Source organism: Prevotella sp. TF12-30, from assembly GCF_003436715.1.
Lineage (GTDB): Bacteria > Bacteroidota > Bacteroidia > Bacteroidales > Bacteroidaceae > Prevotella > Prevotella copri_A.
In genome coordinates this window covers 74,703-97,924 of the sequence record NZ_QSQJ01000002.1, presented here as the reverse complement: position 1 = coordinate 97,924, position 23,222 = coordinate 74,703, and the positions used below count along the sequence as shown (strand labels likewise).

Below are 23,222 nucleotides of genomic sequence, written 5' to 3'. Positions count from 1 at the left end.
CTGAAGTTTCGAGAGTTAGCCCCCGGAAGCCCAGTACCATTGACTACTCTTCTTTTCGGCACTTTCTGTTTTTACAGAATATTATTCTGCCGCAGTCATCGTTTTCCGCATATTTCAGAATGTTTTCCTGAAAACGAAAGAATATTTGGCGTATGAGATTCTTCTTCTTACCTTTGCAGCCGAAAACGAATAACAACATAAAAAACAAGAGATATGAGTAGTATCAAAAACATCAAGACAAATGTGCTGGGCTATCCTCGCATTGGTAAGAAGCGTGAACTCAAGAAGGCTTGCGAAGCCTATTGGGCTGGTAAGATCAACCGTAACGAACTGGAGAATACCGCCAGAAATCTCCGCAGAGAAAACTGGAACTTGCTGCAGAAGGCAGGCATCGACCTCATCCCTTCCAACGATTTCTCCTACTACGACACAACCCTCGACCTCACCCTCACTCTCGGAGCCATCCCTTCGCGCTACAATAGTCTGAAGGAAGATAAGCTCCGCCTCTATTTCGCCATGGCCCACGGCGAGCAGAACGAGCAGGAAGATGTGATTGCGATGGAGATGACCAAATGGTTTGATACGAATTATCATTACATCGTTCCGGAATTTGTGAAGGATCAGGAATTCTCACTCTTCGATACGAAAGTGGTGGATGAATTCTGCGAAGCCCTGGAATTGGGCATCAAGACCAAGCCCGTGATTCTGAGTCCGGTATCGTTCCTTCTTTTAGGAAAGGAGAAGGAGGATATCACGGGAATGCAGGATGGTTTCCATCGCCTTGATCTGCTCGATAAGGTTCTCCCGGTTTACGTCGAACTTCTCAAAGCCCTGGAAGAGAAGGGAGCAGAATGGATTCAGATAGACGAGCCTTATCTCGCCCTCGACCTGGACGATGAGCAGCGCAACGCCATCCAGAAGGCGTTCGGTTACATCAGAGAGAACACCCGCCTCAAGATTATCGTAGCCACCTATTTCGATGGCTTGAAAGATAACGCAGATTTGGCGGTAAACCTGCCTGTGGAAGCCCTCCACATCGACCTGGCAAGATGCCCGGAGCAGTTGGATTCCATCCTCAACATCCTGCCTGCAGACAAGATTCTCTCGCTCGGCGTAGTGGACGGCCGCAACATCTGGAAGAACGATTTGGAGAAGTCGATCGAGCTAGTAAACAAGGCGAAAGGCAAGCTCGGAGCCGATAGAGTCTTCGTGGCAGGTTCCTGCTCGTTCCTCCACGTGCCATACGATCTGGCGCTCGAAACCAAGGAGCAGAATCTCCCTGCCGGCATCAAGCGATGGATGGCATTTGCGGCACAGAAGATAGAGGAACTGGCTGCCATCAAGGCGCTTGCCGGGAGTGAGACTAAAGAGGGATTCTCTCATCAGGAAAAGACTGCAGAACAAGACTACGCAGCAGGCATCCAGGCTTACTTCGCTGAAAATCAGAAGGATATTGCCGACCGAAAGGTTTCTTTCCTGATTCACAACCCAGAGGTGAAAGCCCGGGTTGACGCCTTAACCGATAAGGATTCGCAGCGCCATTCAGCATTCGAGGTGCGCCAGAAGATTCAGCATTCAGAGCTCCATCTTCCGCTCTATCCTACCACCACCATCGGCTCGTTTCCTCAGACCAAAGAGGTGCGCTCATGGCGTTCCAAGTTCAGGAAGGGCGAAATTTCGGCTGCCGAATACAATCAACTGCTGAAGGAAGAAACCCGAAAATGCATAGAATGGCAGGAGGAGATTGGACTGGATGTGCTGGTGCACGGCGAGTTTGAGCGCAACGACATGGTGGAGTATTTCGGCGAGCAGTTGGCAGGCTTTGCCTTCACCCAGAACGGATGGGTTCAGAGCTACGGTTCCCGCTGCGTGAAACCACCAGTAATCTATGGCGACGTGGAGCGCAAGCAGGCGATGACCGTGGATTGGAGCACCTTCGCACAGTCGTGCACCCAGTTGCCGATGAAGGGAATGCTCACCGGTCCGGTAACCATCCTCGAATGGTCGTTTGTAAGAAATGACCAGCCCCGTTCTCTCACCTGCAAGCAGATAGCCCTCGCCATCCGTGATGAGGTTTGCGACCTGGAGCGCCACAACATCAGGATTATCCAGATAGACGAGCCAGCCATCCGCGAAGGTTTACCTTTGCGCAAGTCAGGATGGGATGAGTATCTGAAATGGGCGGTAGAAAGCTTCCGGATTTCAGCCAGCGGCGTGGAAGACAAGACTCAGATTCACACCCACATGTGCTATTCTGAGTTTAATGATATTATCGAACATATTGCTGCGATGGATGCTGACGTGATCACCATCGAGTGTTCCCGTTCGCAGATGGAATTGCTGATTGTCTTTGCCGATTTCCACTATCCTAACGAGATTGGTCCGGGCGTCTACGACATCCATTCAGCCCGAGTACCAGAGACTCAGGAGATGGTAGATTTGCTGAAAAAAGCGGAAAGATTCATCGACAAGAGCAAGCTCTGGGTGAATCCGGATTGCGGTTTGAAGACCCGTGGCTGGGCAGAAACCAAGGCCTCGCTCATTAGAATGGTAGAGGCTGCTAAGGAATTGAGAAACGAATAACAAAGTTTGCAAAAGTATTGAGAATACGAATAACAATTTGCATAGTTTTTATCAACGGAATCCCGGGGCATTTCTCTATGTCTCGGGATTTTTTGTGTTCCAGCAACTCAAAGCCTTGAAATATTTTATCACCAATCTTTTGCCCATCCAAAGAAAAGCAGTATCTTTGCAGACATGAAACAGGAAATCATAGATAAAATCAACCGATTGGCAAGCCAGGACGAGCCTTTTCTCTTTGTCATCAACTATCAGGGCGACAAGGCGTTCATCCGCCAGCTATCAGATATAAATTCCGAAGAATGCCTCTTCGATTTCGAAGGAAGAGGGAATTCTTCTGATGAGATGAAAAATAATCCGGAAAAGATTGCGAAGATTTCTTGGCAGATAGCCCCACCCCTTTATGAGGATTACGAGCGAAGTTTCGACATCGTGAAGAACAACATCATGGCGGGCAACAGCTATCTCACGAATCTCACCTGCAAGGTTCCCGTAAGCTGCAATCTCTCATTAGAGGATATTTTCCATCGGGCAAAAGGAAAGTATAAACTGCTGCTCAGAAGAAAGAGAAATCAAACAGAAGATAAAGCTCAGCAGAAAGAAGAAGAATCGCAGAATAAAGCTGATAAGATGGAAGAAGAATTTCAGAACAAAACTTATCCGAAAGAAGAGAACATCGAAGAGATTTCAAATCCTTTCGTCTGCTTTTCGCCCGAAACCTTCGTCAGAATCAAGAACGGAAGAATCTACTCCTGTCCGATGAAGGGAACCCTGGATGCATCCCTCCCCGATGCTGAAAAACAACTGATGGAAGACCGGAAAGAGGCGGCAGAACACGCCACCATCGTAGATTTAATCAGGAACGACCTGAGCCGGGTGGCAGAGAACGTAGGAGTAGATAAATATCGTTACATCGACGTGTTGCACACCAACAAGGGCGACATCCTGCAAACCAGTTCAGAAATCAGCGGTCGCCTGCCCGAAGATTACCGGCAGCATCTGGGCGAAATCCTCGATGCCCAGCTCCCAGCCGGTTCCATCACGGGCGCCCCGAAGGATAAAACCATGCAGATCATCCACGAGGCAGAAGGCTACGACCGTGGCTTCTACACGGGCATCATGGGAATCTACGACCAGGGCGAACTCAATTCCGCCGTCATGATTCGATTCGTCGAAGAAGAAGCTTCGCCTTCCAAGACAGAAAAAGGAAAGAATTCTGAAGTAAGCCGAGAATTGTATTTCAAGGCAGGTGGCGGTATCACCTCGAAGAGCGATTGCCGGAAGGAATACGAAGAAGTGATTCAGAAAATCTATCTTCCGATTCAAGAAAATCCATCTTCCGAATATTAGGAAATCGATTACACAAAAAATTATGAGAATTATGAAACAGCAATTTGTAGAAACAATAAAAATCAAGAACGGCAAGGCCCTGGCCCTGCCCTATCATCAGGCAAGAATGGAGAGAACCATCAGCAGGTTCTTCCCATCCATTGCATCAGAAGAAATAAATCTTTCATCCCTCATTTCTCCCAAAGAAGAAATGAACCTTTACAAGGCACGAGTAGTTTATGGCGTCCAGGGCGTGGAAGCCATCGAGTATGCCCCCTACAAGATGAAGGAGATTCATTCCCTCAAGGTGGTAGAGGATGATTCCATCGACTACACCTACAAGAGCACAGACCGAAGTGCGCTCAACGCCCTGGTAGCCCAGAAGGGCGATTGCGATGAAATCATCATCGTAAAAAACGGCCTCATAACAGACACCTCCTTCACCAATCTCGCCCTTTTTGATGGCAAGAAATGGCTCACCCCCAAGCATCCCCTGCTCCAGGGAACCAAGTGTGCCCAGCTCCTGGAAGCCGGCATCATCGAGGAAGCCGACCTCACACCAGAAGACCTCAAGAAGGCAGAAAAAGTGAGCCTCTTCAACGCCATGATAGATTTCGGAGAGCGGGAAGTGGAAATCCAGAGAATCCTATAGCTCAATCACTTCCAAATCATCCGGAACGAAGATTCTACCCTTGAAGTTCTCAGCAGCTTCACGGGTATAATTTTCTTTACGGGTAGTAAGAGTCTTCTCCTCCGTATGATAAAGAATGAGATTCTTCACCCCCAGTTCCTCCGCCAGTTTTCCGGCATCAAGCGCCGTACTGTGGCATTTCTCGTAAGGCTTGAATGTATCCCGGTCGGCATAGAGGCAGAACGCCTCGCACATCATCCAGTCCGCCCCCTCTATGTAGCAACGGTTCTGCTCGTTATAAGGCTCATCGCCCAGACACGCCAAAACCAAAGGTTTAGCATGATTATCAGATGCAGCTTTATCGGATGCAGCCTTATCTTCTGAAGCATAATCGGATGCAGTCTTATCTTCTGAAACATTATCTTCTGAAGTTCCTGGCAATTCCGCCCGGAATCCGAACTGCTTCTCCTTAGTAGATTGAATATCAAAGCATTCCAGCTTCATATCCCCCACCTCGAAACACTCCCCATCTTCCAGCTGATGGAACACCACCCTTTCAGCCACCTTCGCCAGTTGCTTCTTGGCAAGAATCATATCGATAATGGTCTTGATCACCTTCATCACCTTGTCGTTTCCATACACATGCAGCAATCCCTCGTAACCCTTACATTGTGCCACCATTCGGATTACCCAGATCACGCCCAGCACGTGGTCGGTATGCGCATGGGTAACGAAGAGGTGATGAATATCAGAAATCAGAACATTCACCTTTCTCAACTGTGAGAGGATTCCATTTCCTCCGCCCGCATCCACCAGCATCAGGGTGCTGGAAGTCTGGAGCACAAAACAGGTATTATAAATCTGGGAAACCGTAGCATTTCCCGTTCCGAGCATCGTAATTTGATTCATCTTTTCGCTATTTTCGTTATGATTCATATTTATTTTATCTCAATCTCCCCCATCAGGAATAGATTCCCTCATCTTCAGGAATAGATCTCCTCATCATCAGGAAGATTTGATTCACTTATTACAGAGAAGATTCACGTCCGCAAAACTACTCATTTTTTGATAAACCACCAAGAAAAAGCCCCAAAAACTTTGCTTATTCCAAATAATAATCTTAACTTTGCGGCATAAAAACAAAAAGTTGGTTTCGATTATGGCAAAAATAGAAAGACAAAAGCGAATCTATCGCAAGCGCATCCCTTACGGAATGCAGAACTTTGAGGATGTAATGGAAAGAGATTGTTACTATGTTGACAAGACCCCATTCATAGAGAAAATAGAAGAATCTAACATGTATTTCTTCTTCATTCGCCCTCGCCGTTTCGGCAAGAGCCTTACCCTCTCCATGCTCGAAAACTATTACGACATCAACAAGAAGGATAAGTTTGAAAGCCTCTTCGGCAAGCTTTACATCGGAGAGAATCCTACCCCTGAACGCAACAGCTATCTCATCCTTCACCTGAATTTTGCCATGATTTCAGCAGGATTGGATAATTATAAAAAAGGACTTGATGCCCATTGCAACAACAAGTTCAATTCCTTCTGCAGCAGATACGCCCACCTTTTGCCACCGGACATAAAGGAAGAGATGAACCAAAAGGAAGATGCCGTTGCCCAATTGGGATTTCTATGCGACAAATGTGCTGAAGCAGGCTTAAAGATTTATCTCTTCATCGACGAATACGACCACTTTACCAATCAGATTCTTGCCCACAAGGAACATGAAACCCGATATCGCGAACAGACTCACGGCGAGGGATATCTGCGACATTTCTTCGACACAATAAAGGGAGCCGCAGGAGATTCATTGGGCAGAGTTTTTGTTACAGGAGTAAGTCCCGTAACCATGGATGATCTGACCAGCGGTTTCAACATCGGTACCAACTATTCCCTGGCTCCGGAGTTCAACGAGATGGTGGGATTCACCGAGGAGGAAGTGCGTGAAATGCTGGCTTATTACGCCAGCGTGCTGCCATTCCGCCACAACGTGGATGAGCTGATAGAAGTGATGAAGCCATGGTATGATAATTATTGCTTCTCAGAAGAAGAGTACGGCAAGACAACCATGTACAACTCCGTGATGGTGCTCTATTTTGTAGATAATTACATCCGCAACGATTATGATATTCCGAAGAAGCTGGTGGAAACCAACATCCGCATCGACTACGACAAGATTCGCATGCTCATCCGCCATGATAAGGAGTTTGCCCACGATGCCAGCATCATACAGGATATCGTGACCAAGGGATTCACCACGGGAACCCTGATGGAGAATTTCCCTGCCGAGCGCATCAACGACCCTGATAATTTCCTGAGTCTGCTCTTCTATTTCGGCATGGTAACGATAGACGGCACCTACCAGGGCAACACCCGCTTCGTGGTTCCCAACGAGGTGGTGCGCGACCAGATGTACACCTATCTGCTGGATACCTACAAGGAGAACGACCTCACCTTTGAGCAATACGACAAGACCCAGCTGGAGAGCAAACTTGCCTATGAAGGCGCCTTCAAGCCCTACTTTGCCTACATAGCCGATTGCCTGAAGCGCTTCTCCTCCCAGCGTGACAAGCAGAAGGGCGAGGCTTACGTTCATGGCTTCACCCTGGCGATGGCGAGCCAATGCAAGTTCTACCGTCCTATCTCAGAACTCGACAACGACGGTGGTTATGCCGATATCTTCCTGCTGCCCCTTTGCGACATTTATAAGGACATGGAAGATTCCTACATCGTGGAACTGAAATATTGCAAGTCGGGCACCAGCGATGAGCAGTTGAATCATCTCTTCGAGGAAGCTTCTGCCCAGATAAGGCGCTACGCCGATAGCGACATCGTGCGCGAATCTGTGAAGACTACGAAGCTTCATCAGCTCGTTGTGATTTACCGGGGAGCAGAGATGGCGATGTGCGAGGAAGTAGAATAAAGTGAAATAAAAGATGTACAGAGAGAAAAGGCAAAAGCATTTACCCGATAGATAGGATAATGCTTTTGCCCTTTTATCGTTAACGTATAATGTATTTCAAAACGCCGATAGTAGCAATCTTGGCTTCATTATCTTCTGGAATTTCTATGGTATGGAAGCCATCTTTGTTGAGCGGCTGCAGTTCTATCTTTGAATGAACTTCCACCCCTTCTTCATTCACGAATTTCTCGCTATGAAACTTTTTAATGGTATATTTTCCGCCATATTCCTCGTAATATTCATTTACCTGCGAGAGTACGATTTCTCCCTCCCTTGAACCTCCATGATAACGTTCAAACACGCATAAGTCTCCATCCTTAATTTTCGGCAGCATAGAGTTGCCTTTAGCGTGAACCACGAACATTTCCCTATTCGGAGTGAATGGTAACGAGGATACATCCACCCATCCTTCCGCCTCAGGTTCCTCATATTCATCGAAGTAGCCGCAGGCTGCCTGAATGGAATACAGAGGGAGAAAACGGGTGAAGCGGTCGGAAGGAGAGATGGCATGAAGAATTGCTGTATTCGAACTGTTCTTTTTCTTCACCTCATCAAACATATCTTGCATCATTTTCCAACCATCTGTACTACCAGGCTGATAGGCATATTCTTCATTATTATTATAATACCATGTGCCATTAGCTGTTATTACAATACCGCCAACATAATTTATTTTGCCTTCAGCCAACGTGTTCAACATAGAAAGACGCTTCTGCAAAGCCTCAGCCTTATTTTTCGTGTCTTTAGATGCAGCCGTCTGACCTCCTTTGGTGTCAAAGATGCCGATAGTACCATCCTTCTTTTTGAAAATCCAGTCGGGATAGAAAAGTGCTTCTTCGTTGCGTTCTTCGCTGAAATAACGAATGGCAAGCCAGTCCTTACCGCTATCTCCATTCTTAAACCACCATTCTATACCATCCTGGCTCTCAAGATACTTGTAAAAACTCTCTTCCGTTTTTCTGCCAGTATAGTCTTGCCCCAAGAAGAAAGGATGCAACAGGCATTTCTGCTCCGTCAACTCATCATGTTCTTCTGTATAAGAATACATCTTCTTCAAGACAAAAGGAACACTCTGCCGTTTTCGGTTTTCCTCTCTGCGCTTACGTAATTGTTCTTCGAGCAAAGGATGGTATGCCTTAAGCGTTTCCGTGATAAGGCGTCTGAATATACTTGAAGCTGAACCGTTTAATGCATCATGCAAGAAAATACGATACCATTTATCTTCGTCTTCATTCTTCAGAGCATAATACTTGAACCACAAGCGTAAGGCACTTTTCAAAGTTGGAACAGAACGCACGATGTTTCCTACCTTGCAATCATTATCTGATTGCGAACGTAGGATTTCCACCAAAGTGAAAGTAAAGAGTTTCTGCACATCACTCCTACTCCACTCACGCTCTACCCCTTTAGCCTCCTTGAGGTTGATTCCAATATTTTCGTAATCATAGAATTGAACATCTGAAACAATCTCATGCGCCAAATTTCCCTTCAAGTTGAGTCCTTTAGTTTCTAGTTTTCTTTTTACAACATCATCAAACACATCCTCATCAGTAATGCCGAAATAGCGATTGAATGTATCAAACAAACATTGTTGGAATTCACCCGATTTACCCAAATCTCCATAATCTACACGCGACAGCATATCTGTCTTCAGATTCGGGTCGATTATGTAATCTTCCCCCTTTTTGTTGTAAGAGATAAGCGTTTTTGGCTTGTTGCCCATTCCGCCATAATCAGCCTCTGTTACAGCTTTGCGCGAGAAGTTGGTATAAAGATAACCATTACGGAAAACCTTAGACACTTCTTCGTGCATGATTGGAACACGGAGAATTCTACCGATGGTCTGAGTACTGAAAATTTCAGATTTAATATCACGAAACATGACCAGAACCTGAGCACGGGGACAATCCCAACCTGTACCGGCTGCAGTTTTAAACAGAAGGTATTCGTATTCGCTATCATTCCGTTCCAGCCCCTCAGGCTTAGCCTTACCAGTAAACCAGGATGCAATTCTGTTTGCCTTTACCCCCTGCGAGATAAGATATTCTTTCGTAATCTCTTCCTTGGTAGGCTGTCCCTGTTCTATCAAGGTTTCATCATCATTTGGCAACTGGATGATAACTAGCGGATTCACATTTTTGCCGAAGGCCTCAATCTCCGCTTTAAGTTCCCTGCGCTTTTCGATAGCAAGTTTCAGCAGGACATGATCTTCATCTTCGCCTTGATATTTATCCAAATCCTCTTTCGTCTGGGTAACGATGCTCTCCTTGATCAGCCCTTGTGCTACCACATCTTCATGTTTTATTACCACATTCGAGTCATAATCTGCAGCTTTTGCCATCACTTCAGGAGGCGGAGTAGCAGAGACATGAATGCAGATTTTCGGGTCGAGTTTGCTAATCACGTCACGATTAGCTGCTTCGGTTACATTCAGATGGCACTCGTCGATTATAAATACTATTTCCACACCGTTGGCATGGGTATTCTCTACAAAATCCTCGAAGTATACTCTACTCTCATGTCGCTCATCTGGATTTTCCGGTCGTCTGTATATACGGTTTCCGGCTTTCTCGCTCACCAGTTTTTGCCAGTTGATGAAAAGCACATCGTTTTTCTGCAGAGCCCCAAGGCTAAAATCTTCTATCGTCAACAATCGACCATGCTTACTCGTAGGGAAGTAGACATCAAACTTATGCTTGCTCTGCATGGCGAGGTCGTCGGAGAATGTAATCCATACATAAGTCACCTCTCTATCCCAATCTGGCTGTTCAGCCATCTCGCAAATCATCTTCTGAGTCATATAAGTCTTACCGCTTCCTGTAGGAGCTTTCAGAACAACAGGAATCTGGCGATCTCTATGTCCCCATAATCGCTTTATATTAGCCACCAGTTTATCAACGGCTTCTATCTGAAAAGGTATCTGTTCCATACTTTCTTAAGCATTTAAAGATTTGTAAATATCGAGGATAGGCTGAGGAATGCTCTTCAGATTTATCCCAGAAAGATATTCGAAATAGGATTCGAATGATCCTACGTCGCCCCAACTGAAAATATAAACATTCTTCACGCCCTGAAGCTGCTCTACTTCATGAACAAATTCGTTGAAGTACTTCGGGCGATAATCTTCTTTGAAATAGATTGCCGTCCATACATTATGATTTTTGTCCTTGAATATCTGATAGCTATCAGTTTTCTTCTTTTCGTAAAGCGTATTCTCTGCCAAAGCCAGCAGACATCCCGCTTTTTGGGCTAGGATTGTTTTATCATGGTCCGTTGCCTGATTAGCCGTACTTGTTCCTACGAAAGAAGTGCGATAGTACTTGAGAGAATTGCCAAGAGGTGGACAAGTTTTCTTTTTCGAAATCTCTCCTTGCAGCATAAGCACCCCATCTTTAACATGCACGTTAAAAGAATGATACAACTTTTCATTTTCCTGCTTTATTTCGTCTATCCTTGCAAGATAATCAGGAACTTTCTTTAATGATGCAGGAGTCAGTTCTTCCTCAAATAATACTTTCGAAATCTTTTTATCAGTCACATATCCGCCAATAGCATTTTCGATACGTTTTCTTGTTATCTGTGTAATAGTTTCGAATCCTGCATTAAAAACGCCCTTACAATTGTTCTTAGCTATCTTCTTGCCTTTTTTGATTTCATAAGTCTTTTCTGGCGCTTGAACTAAGATTACTTGACCTGTATAGCCTCCATCCAAAAATGCATGCCCAGTAGACCCGCTACCAGCAAAAAAATCCAGAACAACAAGATTTTTATTATTACCTTTAGCTATTTTCAACAAATACTGTATAAATGCTATCGGCTTCTTTCCACCATCAAAAGGAACGCCACCTTCTGTTCCAACAAGATTGAACTCCTGTTCAAAATCCAAGAAATTAGGATATGGAATTTCTTTTGTGTCATTTCTCTGTAAAGGTGCTCCCTGGAAGTAAAATCCGTTTGCGTGAGAACTATCGCTTCTAGAAAGGAAATATCTACCATCCCTTCCATCATCACCCATATTAGGAACCTTATAAATTACCTCAAAATCATTATTTCTTTCTTCGAGGTAGCTCATGTGAAATCTTCCGGAACTATTACCCGTTTTTATGGAACCACGAATATTTATTTTCTTAAGGTGTTCAAAACTTGGTTCACATTCTACAATCTGATATTCTCCAGGATGAAAGACTTTCACTTCCTTACCTCCCATCATAATTCTTTCCGGATTATCTATCAACTCCTCAATTTCATAAATATAATCTTTAGGATCAGAATTATCAACAATACGTTTACTGATATTAAACTTGTCTGACTTTCTATACATCAAAAGCAATTCAGTAGTTTCGTGCATAGGTTTATCCCCCTTAAGAATTCTATTCTCATGACGCACTTTTATTGTAATAGTGGTAATATAATTAGAATAACCAAAAACACTATCACAGAGCAACTTCAAATTTGCATATTCTTCTTCATTTATGCTGATATAGATAACTCCATCTTCTTTTAATAAAGAGCATGCGAGTTTCATTCGTTTGTCCATAAACGACAACCAAGAACTATGGCGTAACGGATGATTCTTTGGCAGCTGGGTACCATCAGGATATTTATCAAGAAATCTCTTATCCTTATACGTAAACCCATCACTACCCGTATTATAAGGAGGATCAATATAAATCACATCCACCTTACCTTGATGCGTATAATTAAGGCAAGTAAGAGCGTGATAATTATCACCTTCTATGAGTATATGAGTAGGTTTTCCATCATCTGTCGTGATGGAAAGTTCTGGTACTTCCTCAAGAATCGGAATAGCATTTTCTCCCCCAGCTTCAAAAGCTTCAGGCACATCTATCCAATGAAGTCCAAAACGGTTATCTTGCTTCAGCTGAGCATTAAGATAAGCCACTTCACCTTCCAATTCTTTAATTTTCCAATGTAGTTCATCAATATTGTCTGCCATATTCTGATAGTTATTAATAGCTGCATCCAACTATCATCAGGCTACTCACCAAGAGACACAAAAGAAGGGTGTGAACAATTCTTAAGGTCTTCCGTGGCAAGCGTAGGAAATATCTGAACCACCGTCAAATATAAGAATGCTCACACCCTATATCGGGCATGAACATTGACTCTACATATTTGACGAGAGGCTCACCTATGCTTACCACAGATGAAGCCAACCATTATTGGTGCGGTCGTATATTCAGAAAGAAAGTTTCCTACGCTTTTTCCGGAAGACCACAATAATAGTCAATGCTTTGTTTTTACTAAAATGTCTGGAAACGGCTTCTGCCGAATCCATGCGCAAAGGTACAAAGAAACTGGCAAAAGACAAAATGAAATGGGATTTATTTTCATTTTTATACTCAAATATAATAAATATCTCACTTTTTTATATCCATTTCTTATTTTCTTACAATAATATTTTGTCAACTCAGGTATTTATTGTACCTTTGTATCAGTAAAGCATCGTTTACCCTTGCTAAATTAAAACAATAACAATGAAGCAACAGAAATTCATTTTTTGTAGATATAGCTTCCAGGAAGATCCTGATACTATACCTGATAAGAGAGTAGCTATAGAAGAGATCAGAAAGCGTTTTACTGGTCTTTTCCATGCCGGAGAGAAGTTAACTATGTACATGAAGAAAGGTAAAGCTGATGTCAGCTTGCGAAATGATACCTTTGCCGTGCGCAAAGATATTATCGTGTTTAGACTCAACGATGACAAAGATCTGAAAAGAACCTTGCCAACAGGTACCACAACCAATGCCGTAGATGACTATGAAGAAACGACAGAAACATCATATCCTTTTTGCCATATCATCTTCTTCAATCAGCCAGGAATGCAGTATGTGGCCATAGAGAAGAAAGCGGGTGCATTCTATGGAAAAATGGACAAGATTACCAAGATTCTGAAGCAGAACATCGATCGCATGATAAAGACATTTGGCTATACTGTCAACTTTGAGGAGATCTATATGCAAGCAATGGCATGGGATGTGGTAAAAAGAAAATGCAGAGAGAACAATGACTATGTAACCCAGGTTTGCCTGACTGCCAAGCGTGACAAAGATAAAACCAACTATTCTGATTACACCCGCAACAGCAATATCAATGGTTTTATTGAAGAAGGAATGGAGAACGAAGCCAAAGAGGTGTTTGCCGGATACAAATATGGCAAAGAGGCAAGCGAGCAGAGCGTTAAAAACATTATCGATAAAATGTTCTATATCAACAAGTTTATAGAGAACAACGAGTGTGAGATAAAGGTGAAGTTGAGCAAAAGCGGCATCATCTGCCTCAACGAAGAAGTTGTGCCTATGTACTTCCTCCCAGAGAAAGCTATAGAGAATTTCCAGATAGGTTCTTCCATAAGTGCAACCGAAGATGTTTCAACTCTGGAGGAATGGCTTAAGAACAGTATAAATGACATTAAGAAAACTGAAGATGCAACAACGCCTCCCCAAAAACTCACAAGACCTCGTCAGTAGGTCTTTCAAGAATCATATCATCCTAAAAGTGATAGACAAGAGCTGCAAACAATATGAGAGCCGCATGAATACCATGCGGTTCTCTACAACCGAAATTTTCGTTGAGGTAATTTCTATGATAGACGACATTAGGGAAGAATCCATCGATTATGACTTCGGCAACGCTTTCGACAATCTTTTCTGTCGCCTGCGTGAATACGACTCTAGCGAAAATAATGACGATGCAAAAATGGCCACAAGTGTCAGTATAACATGGGTAGCCTACCTGCTTTTCCTATGTTATGACAAAAAAGACTACTACGACCATTGGGCACATCGTCTGACAGGGAGCCTTAGATCACATGATATTAATTATCGTCAGATCCTCGAAGATATTAATTCAAAACTTCCTGAACATCAGCACGAAGAAATCAAAGCCTATATACTGGGCTATATAGATAACCCCGACAAATGGTTGTCGCAACTGATTGAAGAAACCATTAAGTATGAGGGTATGAACAGAAAACTCATCCAAGACTTGGAACCACTTTTCTATACGGACGAAGACCAACTGGCTCATATCATCGCCTATATAAAAGAGGTAAAAGCCACCAGTTCTGATCCTGCAATAGCCAGGATTACTGCAAAATACATTCGTGAAAAAAAGATTTCCAACTATGATAAATCTTTCAAAAGTTCTCTGTGGAAGATTCTGAATGAACATGAATTGTATAAGACTAAGAAAGACAATTGGAACAAGGCAATAAACAATGCGATGAACCAATAATCTTTCTTTTTGATTGTTGTAGCCGAATATATTCCACATATTTCCGCAAAATTCTCCCGATTTTCCGCACAAATTCCTCGTTTTTCCGCTCATTTTCCTCGATAAGATAGAAAATCTGAGCGGAAAAACGATTTTTTCTTCTATAAAAACTGAAAAACACAAATTCGTCAGAGTTCATCCCCCTATTTTCCTCGATTCTTTCCTTTTTCATTCCTTTTCATTCCTTTTCATTCCTCAGTCTGACGAAAGAAGACTTTTTCGGCCATGAGCATTTCCTTTTTGCCTATCTTTGCATCGTCATTTGAAAACAAAATGACTACCCGCAAAGTGAGTTGCAAATCACAAAGTGGGGAATGATGGTACTAGAAAAAATGACAGGGAAACCTCTTCGAATGTCATTGTACCAGAGAGGCTTATTTAATACGCTTAATAAAAATGAATGCAGTATTAAATGCCAATATGAACGAAAGTTCTAATAAGTTAGTAAAAGGCTTCTACCCCAACACAGAGTTGGGCATCGACCTCAAGTTGATAACCCGCAAGCCAGGACGCCTGGGCATCGGCGAGTATCTGGATGGAGCCATCACGCACGACGGCGAAGACCACTTCACATTCGTGCAGAACGACTCCGAGAAGAAGAAGGATAAGGTGGTACAGAGAAATCCGCACGTGTATGAAGGTACATACATCAACGTGAACCGCAAAAAAGACGGAACACTCTACCCTACCTTCAACCGTCCGCAGTTCACGGAGAAATTCACCTTCCAGGACTTCTGCCTTCAGGCTGCCAAGGAGCTCTGGGTTATCAGCGGCCAGGAGAAAGGGCAGCCTATAAATATGAAATAGGAAATCTCTCAAATCTCAGTCTCAGTTAGGAAAAATGTCACAATCCAACCCTCTACCCGCTTTTTAAGCGTTTATAACTTATTGATATTTAATTAGTTATATATATAATATAAAGGAGCGGATACCACATTTAAAACAACTGAGAGACTGAGACTGAGATTTTCGACAAGCCAACGACAAGTAATATTTTAATTTAATTCTCTAGAAAGCAATGAGTTATAACATTTTCAGCAGCACCGCTCCAGCGATGCCCAAACCCAGCAAAGGCACGGAATTCGTGAAATTCGCCATCTCGCAGGCATCAAAAGATATGCGAGAAGTGCTCATTCCGATGGCAATTCCGGCTTTGGCAGCCCATCTCACGGACGTAAGATTTATGTATTCCGACAACAAATTCTATGAAATGTGTGGTCAGATGGGGCATTTGATAGGCCCTTCGGGTATCGGAAAGGCGCAATTGGGACATCTAGTAGAGGCTATCATGCGTAATTTCCGCAAACATGATGAGACTGAGTTCAAGAAACTCGTGGATTGGCAGCGACAGATGAAAACCAAGGGTGCCAACAAGGAAAAGCCCGAACGCCCTGACGTGAGTTTCTGGTTTCCACCTGCCGATGTTACCAATCCCGCCTTCATACAGAATGCCATGGCATGCGAGAAGCTGGGCGAGAGAACACAATACCTCAACCTGCCCGAGGTGGAGATGGCGGATAGAATCTGCGGCGGCCACAAGCAGGTGAGCCAGATGGTGAGAAACATCTACGACTGCCAGAGAGCAGGTGCCTTGCGCGCCACGGCTGATGGCGTAACGGGCAATCCCGTGCTCCGGGTAAACCTTACCTTTACTTCTACTCCGGAAGCAGCCCGACAGTTCTATAAGAAAGACATCACCAATGGTTTCTTCGGGCGCATCCCCTTTGCCTACAAGGCTCGTGGCGAGCGCAGCGGCAGAATTCCACGACAGGGTTCGTATGATGAGGATTTCCTGAAAAAGCTAGACAGCTATCTGCTACGCCTGGACAACTGCAAGGGTACCTTCGTGGTGAAACAGCTCAACAAGGTGGCCGACCAGCTGGCAGAAGAAATGGCAAGGCTTGCCGACCTTGCCGACGACGATACCCTTTGGGAGCTTTCCCACCGCAGCATTTTCTCGGCATGGAAGAAGGGGGCTGTGCTCTGGATTCTGAACGACCAGACATGGACACGCTCCATCGGCGAATTCGTAGTATGGTTCTGCTATTACGACCTGTGGTCGAAGGTGAAGGTGTTTGGAGACATGTTCAAGGGATACGATGCTCAGGAAGAAGAGGTGCAGAGAAGTGGTCCTAAGAACATGCTCGACAGCCTTGAGCATTCCTTCAACGAACAGCAGCTGGAAGCACTACGCCTGAGCCTAGGAAAGAGCAAAGAGGGCACCAAGCACCAGCTCTACGTATGGAAGAACCGCAAATTCATCACCTACAGCAACCAGACGGGGCTTTACACGAAGACGCAGGAGTATCTTACGGGGTCGCCGGATGCCAAGGTTAAGAGTGAGATGAAATGATGATTTGAATATGGATGAATTTAGATTTAGTTTTTATGGAGAAATATGAGATTCAGAAGCTGCGCGACCTTCCGATAGAGAAGGTCGCGAAAGAAATGGGGATAAAGGTGGAGCACCACAAGGCGCTCTGCCCCTTTCATGACGACCACCACGCCAGCCTCTCGTTCAATAAAGCAAAGAACAGCTGCAGATGCTATGTCTGTATGGGGAATTCCTTAGGCACCATCGACCTGGTGATGAAATACCTGGGGAAGGATTTTCTGTCGGCTTGCCGATGGCTCGCAGAGGAACCTCAGGTTCAACTGGAGGAGGATAGGAAGAGAGAAGCTTCTTCATCATCTTCTTCCCCCGGAGACTCTTCATCCGATGGTTCTTCCCCGGAAGATAATTCGGGTGGTTCTTCTTCGGAAAAATCCTCCTCCTTTGATGCGAGCAGGTATGCGAGATTCTTCGAGCATCCCTGGCTCAACCTGACGGCCAGAAGTTTTCTCTTCGAGGAGAGGAAGATTGATGAGAGAGTGGCTGCATGGTGCAGATTGACTTCCTGGACGGATAAGAAGGGCGTGAACTGGCTGCAGATTCCATACTTCAGCACGGAGGGGAAGCTGATTGGGATTCAGAACAGGAACCTGGATTACAAGAAAGGGGAATCAACTCCCCGATTCCGCTTTCCCTATGGTGCAAAATGCTCCATCTACAATCTGCCTATCGTGAAGGGGATGGCGCCGGGCGAACAGCTCTTCATCACCGAGGGATGCAGCGACTGCTGGGCAATGCTATCTGCCGGGCACAAGGCGATTGCCATTCCTTCTGCCACGCTATTGAAGCCGGAAGATAAGAAATGGCTGGCGGAAATCGGCTCGCAGCTCAAGATAGAATGGCACATGTTTCCCGACAGGGATGCTCCGGGCGAAAGCCTCTTCCTGCAACTCAAGGAGATTCTGCCCTCGCTGGTACACCACCAACTGCCCCCAGGATGCAAGGATTTCAGCGAGTATTATCTGAAAGAGAAAACCGAGTTTATCAATTTTTAAAACAAGATGAATATGGAAGAATTTATCATTCGTACGTACACCAAGAAGGAACTTGCCCTGATGTACTTTCCCGAGAGTTATCCACGCACAGCCGTCAACCATCTGATGGCTTGGATTCATCTCTGCACCCCGCTATGGAATGAACTCCTGGATATGGGGTACCGCAAGACCAGCAAGGCCTTCTCGCCCAAACAGGTGAAGGCCATCGTGGAGTATCTGGGGGAACCGGGATAATGTTTAATGTTTAGAGTAAAATGTGCCGCCATCGCACGGCATCAGCCACCATCGCACAACTGATGGTGGCTGTTTTTGTATCTTTGCATCGTGATTCAGAAAGCGCTAAAAATCACTTTCCTAGTTGGAGAAAAATATTTCTCCAGTTGGAAAAATGAAAAAAGGCATCTGGGAGATATTCCGGATAAGATAATCCCGAATGCATCAAGTTATCAACCTCGACTCCAAGCCCTGATACGAGTCCTTCTCTTTCTTCTTTCAAAAAAGAAGACGGAAAGTAAATAGGGGGCAAGAGAAGCGTATGAACCCAAATATGAAAGCATTCATCAAGTATCTCATCGTGGCCGTATGCTCTGCCATCGTCACCTTCCTCACCAGCTCGTGTACCGCGGGACTCGTGATCGGGAAGAACCAGCGGCAGCAGCAGGAGAACAATATCTCGACAAGGGCCGACTCTTCGCACTTCGTGCCTACTATCACCATACGATAGTCAGCTTAGAGTTAGAGTTAAAAGTTTAGAGTTTATAGTTTACAGAGTATTAACAATTTAAATTTCAAGTAATTATGTCTATCAATTTGAAAGCAAAGGAAACCCTCATCCAGGTGGGTGAGTTGAAAGGTAAGTATCGTTTCGTGCTCAGTACCGAGCTTTACAGCAAGCTCCCGGAGAGCAAGGTGATTAAGGAGGCTGCTCTGAGAAGTGGCGTGAGCCGCGGCGTGATGCAGGCATGCTGGGATGCTGCCGGCGAGGTAATCAAGGCGTGGTCAACCGAAGGCCACTCCGTAGCTATCCCAGGTCTGGGAACCATGCGATTCGGCGTGCGCGCCAAGAGTGTGGCTACCGTGGGTGAGGTGGCAGGCAGCCTCATCACCGCCCGTCGAGTAATCTTCACTCCGAACGTGGATATCAAGGATGAGCTGCAGAGAACTCCTATCCAGATTACCTGCATCGACCGCAATGGTAAGGTGGTGAAGAACGTTACCTCGGGCGACAGCGGTGACGTGGAAGACCCTGACAAGGATCCAAACGGCGGCGGCACTAACCCTGGCGGCACCGGAAACGGCGATACCCCTGGCGGCGGTTCACAGCCTGGAAATACCGAGGGAGGTAATACCCAAGGCGGTAATACAGAGGGCGGCAAGACCGATACCGGCGATACCGGCTCTGAAGGCGGTGGAGATTTTGTAGATATGTAACCGTACATCTTAGGATTACAAATCTCATTTTCCCATTCCACTCTCTATTTTCTGTTAAGTCTTTATACGCAGAATCCCCAATTCCAAGGCTCCATTGCGAGCCCCGGATTGGGGATTTTTATCCTTAATAAGGAAACAGCAGCGGCAGGACGAAGGTCATCACCACGCCGATGATGATCTGCAACGGCAAACCTACCTTTACATAATCCATAAACGTGTAGCCACCCGCCTTCATCACCAGCGCATTAGGCGGAGTGGAGAACGGAGAGGCGAAGCACATGCTGGCTCCCAGGGTCACCGCAAAGAGGAAGGAGTATGGACTCACCCCCACCTGATGGGCTGCCACCAGGGCAATAGGCGCCATGAGAACCGCCGTGGCGGTATTGCTGATAAACATCGTCATCAGCGAAGTAGTGAAGTAGATGCCCGCCAGCAGAGCCGTAGGGCCCATCGAGCCCAGGCTATCCACCAGCCCCTGAGATACCAATGCCGAAGCACCCGTTTTCTCCAGCGCCGTTGACATCGGCATCATGGCAGCTATCAGCACGATGCTCTCCCAGTTGATGGTCTTGTAGGCAGCCTCCACGTTGCGGAAACATCCGGCAAAGACGGTGAGCAGTCCAGCGATGATGACCGTCGTAACCGGAGCCACCGGGATGAAATCGAACACCATCATGGCTATCATCAGCAGCATGATGGCAGCAGCCACAGGCGCCTTGTAATCCAGCAGAACCTTATCGGCAGCCTTCTCCGGCTGATCCAAGACCACCCAGTTGGTGGTGTCGGCAGTAAGATGCGCCAGGTTGGTCCATTCGCCCTGCACCAGCAGCATATCGCCCACGTGCAGCTTGGTGGCTATCAGATTATCCGTGATGTATTCGTTGCCACCTCTGCCACCCTCAGAAGAAGAGGATGATGAGCCGCCTCGCTTCACACCCAGCACGTTGATGCCGAATCGCTTGCGCAGGTTGGCATCGCCAATGCGCAGACCGGCAAAGTTGGAGGTAGGCATCACAACGATTTCCGTCAGTCCCAGGTCGTAGAAATCAATCTTCACGTCCTTCATCCTCCTCAGTCCGTAATCCTGGGCAAAGCGCTGCATCTTCTGCTCGTCACCTATTATATATAGTATGTCGTGCTCCTGAATGGTACTGCTGCTCTTCGCCATGTTCTGGTTTACGTCCTGCACCAGTCCGAGTCTCGATTTCTTCTCGTTTCTAATCTCGATGATACTCACTCCGTATTTCTTCTGGATACAGAGTTCCTTCAGGGTCTTTCCCACGATGTTCATCGGCTCGCCGTTTTCATCCTTGGCGGCAGCGGCAGAACGCCTGCCCGGCACGATGTAGCGATGCAGATTGTCGAGCAGGCGGTATTCATCCACCAGGTCGTCGAGCGACTTGTTTTTTTTCTTCTTTCCGCTCTGTTTCCTGCTGAGGAAGATTTTGCTGAGCGGCATGAGCACGATGATGCCGATGGCGATGACGATGATGCCCACGGGGAAGAAGGAGAAGAAGGCGAGCGGCTTGAATCCCGCCTCAGTAAGCACCTCGTCGATAACCAGGTTGGGCGGTGTACCGATGAGTGTGAGCATTCCGCCCAGGCTTCCGGCGAAGGCGAGCGGCATGAGGAAGCGCGACGACTGCATGCCCGAACCTGCTGCCAGGCTCATGATGATAGGCATCATGAGGGCCACCGTTCCGGTATTGCTCACGAAGGCTCCGATAAAGGAGGTTACGAGCATCACAAGCAGGAAGGTGATGGTTTCGTTGCCGCGCGAGAGTGCCATCAGTTTATTGCCCGTCAGCTTGGCGAGACCGGTCTGCATGATGGCTCCACCCACCACGAAGAGTCCGATCATCATGACGACGATGGGCGAAGAGAAACCAGCCAGAGCTTCGGCTGGCGTAAGAATTCCGAAAACCAGGAGTGCTGCCAGGGCTGTGAGCGCCACGATGTCGGCTCTCACCTTGCCCCAAATAAACATGGCAACCGTAATGATCAAGATAATAAGCGTTATTGTCATGCTATAAAAAACTTTGATTTTTTTAAATATGATGCAAAGATACTTACTTTTTCTCGCTTTTTTGACCTCCGTAATGCTAATTTTTCTAAATTTATAGCAGATTATAGGAGGAAACTACACTTTATTCATCAGTTTTCAGTACCTTTGCCCTCAAATCAATCAATCAAATAAAAAGAAGACTTAATAATTCATTAGAAATGGAACAGAACAATGTTAAACCAGCTGATGGCAAGCTGGGTATTATGGTTGTAGGTTGTGGTGCAGTATCTACTACATTCATGACAGGTGTGCTGATGGCCCGCAAGGGACTTACCAAGCCAGTAGGCTCAATGACTCAGTACGACAAGATTCGTGTGGGCAAGGGCGCAGACAAGAAGTATCTGCACTACAAGGACATCGTTTCTCTTGCCAACCTCAACGACATCGTATTCGGCACCTGGGATGTCTATCCTCAGAATGCCTATCAGGCTGCCATGTATGCCGAGGTTTTGAAGGAGAAGGACATCAACCCTGTGCGCGAGGAGCTGGAACAGATTGTTCCGATGAAGGCTGCATTCGACAAGAACTACGCCAAGCGCCTGGACGGCGACAACGTGAAGGACTGCAAGACCCGCTGGGAGATGGTAGAGGCGCTGCGCCAGGACATCCGAGACTTCAAGGAGAAGAACGGCTGCTCTCGCATCGTTGTTGCATGGGCTGCATCTACAGAAATCTACGTACCGGTGGACATGGAGATTCACGGCACATTGGCAGCTCTCGAGGCTGCGATGAAGGCTGACGACCGCCAGCACATCGCTCCATCCATGTGCTATGCCTACGCTGCCCTTACCGAGGGTGCTCCTTTCATCATGGGTGCTCCTAATACTACGGTTGACATTCCTGCCATGTGGGAACTCGCTGAGAAGACCCAGATGCCTATCGCAGGCAAGGACTTCAAGACCGGTCAGACCCTCGTGAAGAGTGGTTTCGCTCCTATCATCGGCACCCGCTGCCTGGGCTTGAACGGATGGTTCTCTACCAATATCCTGGGCAACCGCGACGGTCTCGTTCTCGATGAGCCAGCCAACTTCCACACCAAGGAGGTGAGCAAGCTCTCTACCCTGGAGACTATCCTGAAGCCAGAGGAGCAGCCAGACCTCTATGGCCACGGCAACGACGAGGACACCCAGTATTATCATAAGGTACGCATCAACTATTATCCACCTCGCAACGACAACAAGGAGGGCTGGGACAACATCGACATCTTCGGATGGATGGGTTACCCAATGCAGATCAAGATCAACTTCCTCTGCCGCGACTCTATCCTTGCAGCTCCATTGCTGCTCGACCTCTGTCTGCTGAGCGACCTTGCTGCCCGTGCCGGCCGTTACGGCACCCAGCGCTTCCTGAGCTTCTTCCTCAAGGCGCCAATGCACGACTACACCAAGGGCGAAGAGGCTGTGAACAACCTCTACCAGCAATACACCATGCTGAAGAACGCCATCCGCGAGATGGGCGGTTACGAGGCTGACGAGGAAATCGACTAAGATTTTTCCGATAAAGGACTGAAGTGGATGATTTCACCCACACGCCCTGAA

Annotated in this window: 17 protein-coding genes; 13 read left to right on the top strand and 4 right to left on the bottom strand. The window is 46.2% G+C overall.

The genetic code is table 11. From position 1 onward, the window contains the following. Positions 1-213: 213 nt before the first annotated feature. The 3 genes from metE to DXD25_RS01555 all read left to right on the top strand — a co-directional run bounded on the left by metE (position 214) and on the right by DXD25_RS01555 (position 4,561). Positions 214-2,583, top strand: coding sequence for a 5-methyltetrahydropteroyltriglutamate--homocysteine S-methyltransferase (gene metE / locus DXD25_RS01565; protein WP_117661476.1), 2,370 nt, complete (start codon positions 214-216; stop codon positions 2,581-2,583). A 174-nt stretch (positions 2,584-2,757) separates the two neighbouring features. Further along, complete coding sequence (locus tag DXD25_RS01560; protein WP_233522156.1) at positions 2,758-3,930, top strand: aminodeoxychorismate synthase component I; 1,173 nt, start codon at positions 2,758-2,760, stop codon at positions 3,928-3,930. A 31-nt stretch (positions 3,931-3,961) separates the two neighbouring features. Continuing rightward, entirely contained in the window at positions 3,962-4,561 is a 600-nt protein-coding gene (locus DXD25_RS01555; protein WP_117661475.1) for an aminotransferase class IV family protein, read from the top strand. On the opposite strand, the gene DXD25_RS01550 is transcribed toward DXD25_RS01555, so the two are convergent. After that, complete coding sequence (locus tag DXD25_RS01550) at positions 4,556-5,476, bottom strand: MBL fold metallo-hydrolase (RefSeq protein ID WP_233522155.1); 921 nt, start codon at positions 5,474-5,476, stop codon at positions 4,556-4,558. The two genes, DXD25_RS01555 and DXD25_RS01550, sit on opposite strands and share 6 nt — an antisense overlap. 223 nt (positions 5,477-5,699) lie before the next feature. Here DXD25_RS01550 and DXD25_RS01545 point away from each other — a divergent pair, with 223 nt between their 5' ends. After that, positions 5,700-7,466, top strand: a complete 1,767-nt coding sequence (locus DXD25_RS01545) for an ATP-binding protein (protein WP_117661474.1) — start codon at positions 5,700-5,702, stop codon at positions 7,464-7,466. Between the two features lie 79 nt (positions 7,467-7,545). Here the strand turns inward: DXD25_RS01545 and DXD25_RS01540 are convergent, their stop codons facing one another. Next, a complete protein-coding gene (locus DXD25_RS01540) occupies positions 7,546-10,434 on the bottom strand; it encodes a DEAD/DEAH box helicase family protein (RefSeq protein ID WP_117661473.1) in 2,889 nt (962 codons plus the stop codon). A 6-nt stretch (positions 10,435-10,440) separates the two neighbouring features. Then, positions 10,441-12,462: a DNA methyltransferase gene (locus DXD25_RS01535; protein WP_117661472.1), complete on the bottom strand. Its 2,022-nt coding sequence runs from the start codon at positions 12,460-12,462 to the stop codon at positions 10,441-10,443. A gap of 541 nt (positions 12,463-13,003) precedes the next feature. Here DXD25_RS01535 and DXD25_RS01530 point away from each other — a divergent pair. The 8 genes from DXD25_RS01530 (at position 13,004) to DXD25_RS01490 (ending at position 19,619) form a co-directional block, all read left to right on the top strand. Further along, a complete protein-coding gene (locus DXD25_RS01530) occupies positions 13,004-13,996 on the top strand; it encodes a hypothetical protein (RefSeq protein ID WP_117661471.1) in 993 nt (330 codons plus the stop codon). 115 nt (positions 13,997-14,111) lie between these two features. Beyond that, positions 14,112-14,762 carry a hypothetical protein gene (locus DXD25_RS01525; protein WP_147327817.1) on the top strand — a complete coding sequence of 217 codons (651 nt, stop codon included), beginning with the start codon at positions 14,112-14,114 and terminating at the stop codon, positions 14,760-14,762. Positions 14,763-15,197: 435 nt separating this feature from the next. Further along, positions 15,198-15,608, top strand: coding sequence for a hypothetical protein (locus DXD25_RS01520; RefSeq protein ID WP_117661469.1), 411 nt, complete (start codon positions 15,198-15,200; stop codon positions 15,606-15,608). A 211-nt stretch (positions 15,609-15,819) separates the two neighbouring features. Next, entirely contained in the window at positions 15,820-17,154 is a 1,335-nt protein-coding gene (locus DXD25_RS01515; RefSeq protein WP_117661468.1) for a hypothetical protein, read from the top strand. Between the two features lie 14 nt (positions 17,155-17,168). Beyond that, positions 17,169-18,188 carry a CHC2 zinc finger domain-containing protein gene (locus DXD25_RS01510; protein WP_117661467.1) on the top strand — a complete coding sequence of 340 codons (1,020 nt, stop codon included), beginning with the start codon at positions 17,169-17,171 and terminating at the stop codon, positions 18,186-18,188. Between the two features lie 12 nt (positions 18,189-18,200). After that, the gene (locus DXD25_RS01505; RefSeq protein ID WP_117661542.1) at positions 18,201-18,422 is read left to right on the top strand and encodes a DUF4248 domain-containing protein; all 222 of its coding nucleotides are present in this window, start codon (positions 18,201-18,203) and stop codon (positions 18,420-18,422) included. A 301-nt stretch (positions 18,423-18,723) separates the two neighbouring features. Next, positions 18,724-18,912, top strand: a complete 189-nt coding sequence (locus DXD25_RS01495; RefSeq protein ID WP_117661465.1) for a hypothetical protein — start codon at positions 18,724-18,726, stop codon at positions 18,910-18,912. 74 nt (positions 18,913-18,986) lie between these two features. After that, positions 18,987-19,619, top strand: a complete 633-nt coding sequence (locus DXD25_RS01490; RefSeq protein WP_158556272.1) for a DNA-binding protein — start codon at positions 18,987-18,989, stop codon at positions 19,617-19,619. Positions 19,620-19,743: 124 nt separating this feature from the next. Here DXD25_RS01490 and DXD25_RS01485 read toward each other — a convergent pair whose 3' ends face one another. Beyond that, a complete protein-coding gene (locus DXD25_RS01485; protein WP_117661464.1) occupies positions 19,744-21,645 on the bottom strand; it encodes an SLC13 family permease in 1,902 nt (633 codons plus the stop codon). A 197-nt stretch (positions 21,646-21,842) separates the two neighbouring features. On the opposite strand from DXD25_RS01485, the gene DXD25_RS01480 reads away from it, so the two are divergent. Beyond that, positions 21,843-23,171: an inositol-3-phosphate synthase gene (locus tag DXD25_RS01480; RefSeq protein ID WP_117661463.1), complete on the top strand. Its 1,329-nt coding sequence runs from the start codon at positions 21,843-21,845 to the stop codon at positions 23,169-23,171. The last annotated feature ends 51 nt before the right edge of the window (positions 23,172-23,222 follow it).

What these genes read in the sequence shown, in the direction of transcription:
- DXD25_RS01555 (WP_117661475.1), top strand. Translation starts at nt 3,962, where the DNA reads ATGAAACAGCAATTTGTAGAAACAATAAAAATCAAGAACGGCAAGGCC.
- DXD25_RS01480 (WP_117661463.1), top strand. Translation starts at nt 21,843, where the DNA reads ATGGAACAGAACAATGTTAAACCAGCTGATGGCAAGCTGGGTATTATG.
- DXD25_RS01485 (WP_117661464.1), bottom strand. Translation starts at nt 21,645, where the DNA reads ATGACAATAACGCTTATTATCTTGATCATTACGGTTGCCATGTTTATT.
- DXD25_RS01545 (WP_117661474.1), top strand. Translation starts at nt 5,700, where the DNA reads ATGGCAAAAATAGAAAGACAAAAGCGAATCTATCGCAAGCGCATCCCT.
- DXD25_RS01550 (WP_233522155.1), bottom strand. Translation starts at nt 5,476, where the DNA reads ATGAATCATAACGAAAATAGCGAAAAGATGAATCAAATTACGATGCTC.
- DXD25_RS01560 (WP_233522156.1), top strand. Translation starts at nt 2,758, where the DNA reads ATGAAACAGGAAATCATAGATAAAATCAACCGATTGGCAAGCCAGGAC.
- DXD25_RS01495 (WP_117661465.1), top strand. Translation starts at nt 18,724, where the DNA reads ATGAACCCAAATATGAAAGCATTCATCAAGTATCTCATCGTGGCCGTA.
- DXD25_RS01490 (WP_158556272.1), top strand. Translation starts at nt 18,987, where the DNA reads ATGTCTATCAATTTGAAAGCAAAGGAAACCCTCATCCAGGTGGGTGAG.
- DXD25_RS01510 (WP_117661467.1), top strand. Translation starts at nt 17,169, where the DNA reads ATGAATTTAGATTTAGTTTTTATGGAGAAATATGAGATTCAGAAGCTG.
- DXD25_RS01530 (WP_117661471.1), top strand. Translation starts at nt 13,004, where the DNA reads ATGAAGCAACAGAAATTCATTTTTTGTAGATATAGCTTCCAGGAAGAT.
- DXD25_RS01515 (WP_117661468.1), top strand. Translation starts at nt 15,820, where the DNA reads ATGAGTTATAACATTTTCAGCAGCACCGCTCCAGCGATGCCCAAACCC.
- DXD25_RS01540 (WP_117661473.1), bottom strand. Translation starts at nt 10,434, where the DNA reads ATGGAACAGATACCTTTTCAGATAGAAGCCGTTGATAAACTGGTGGCT.
- DXD25_RS01505 (WP_117661542.1), top strand. Translation starts at nt 18,201, where the DNA reads ATGGAAGAATTTATCATTCGTACGTACACCAAGAAGGAACTTGCCCTG.
- metE (WP_117661476.1), top strand. Translation starts at nt 214, where the DNA reads ATGAGTAGTATCAAAAACATCAAGACAAATGTGCTGGGCTATCCTCGC.
- DXD25_RS01525 (WP_147327817.1), top strand. Translation starts at nt 14,112, where the DNA reads ATGATAGACGACATTAGGGAAGAATCCATCGATTATGACTTCGGCAAC.
- DXD25_RS01535 (WP_117661472.1), bottom strand. Translation starts at nt 12,462, where the DNA reads ATGGCAGACAATATTGATGAACTACATTGGAAAATTAAAGAATTGGAA.
- DXD25_RS01520 (WP_117661469.1), top strand. Translation starts at nt 15,198, where the DNA reads ATGAATGCAGTATTAAATGCCAATATGAACGAAAGTTCTAATAAGTTA.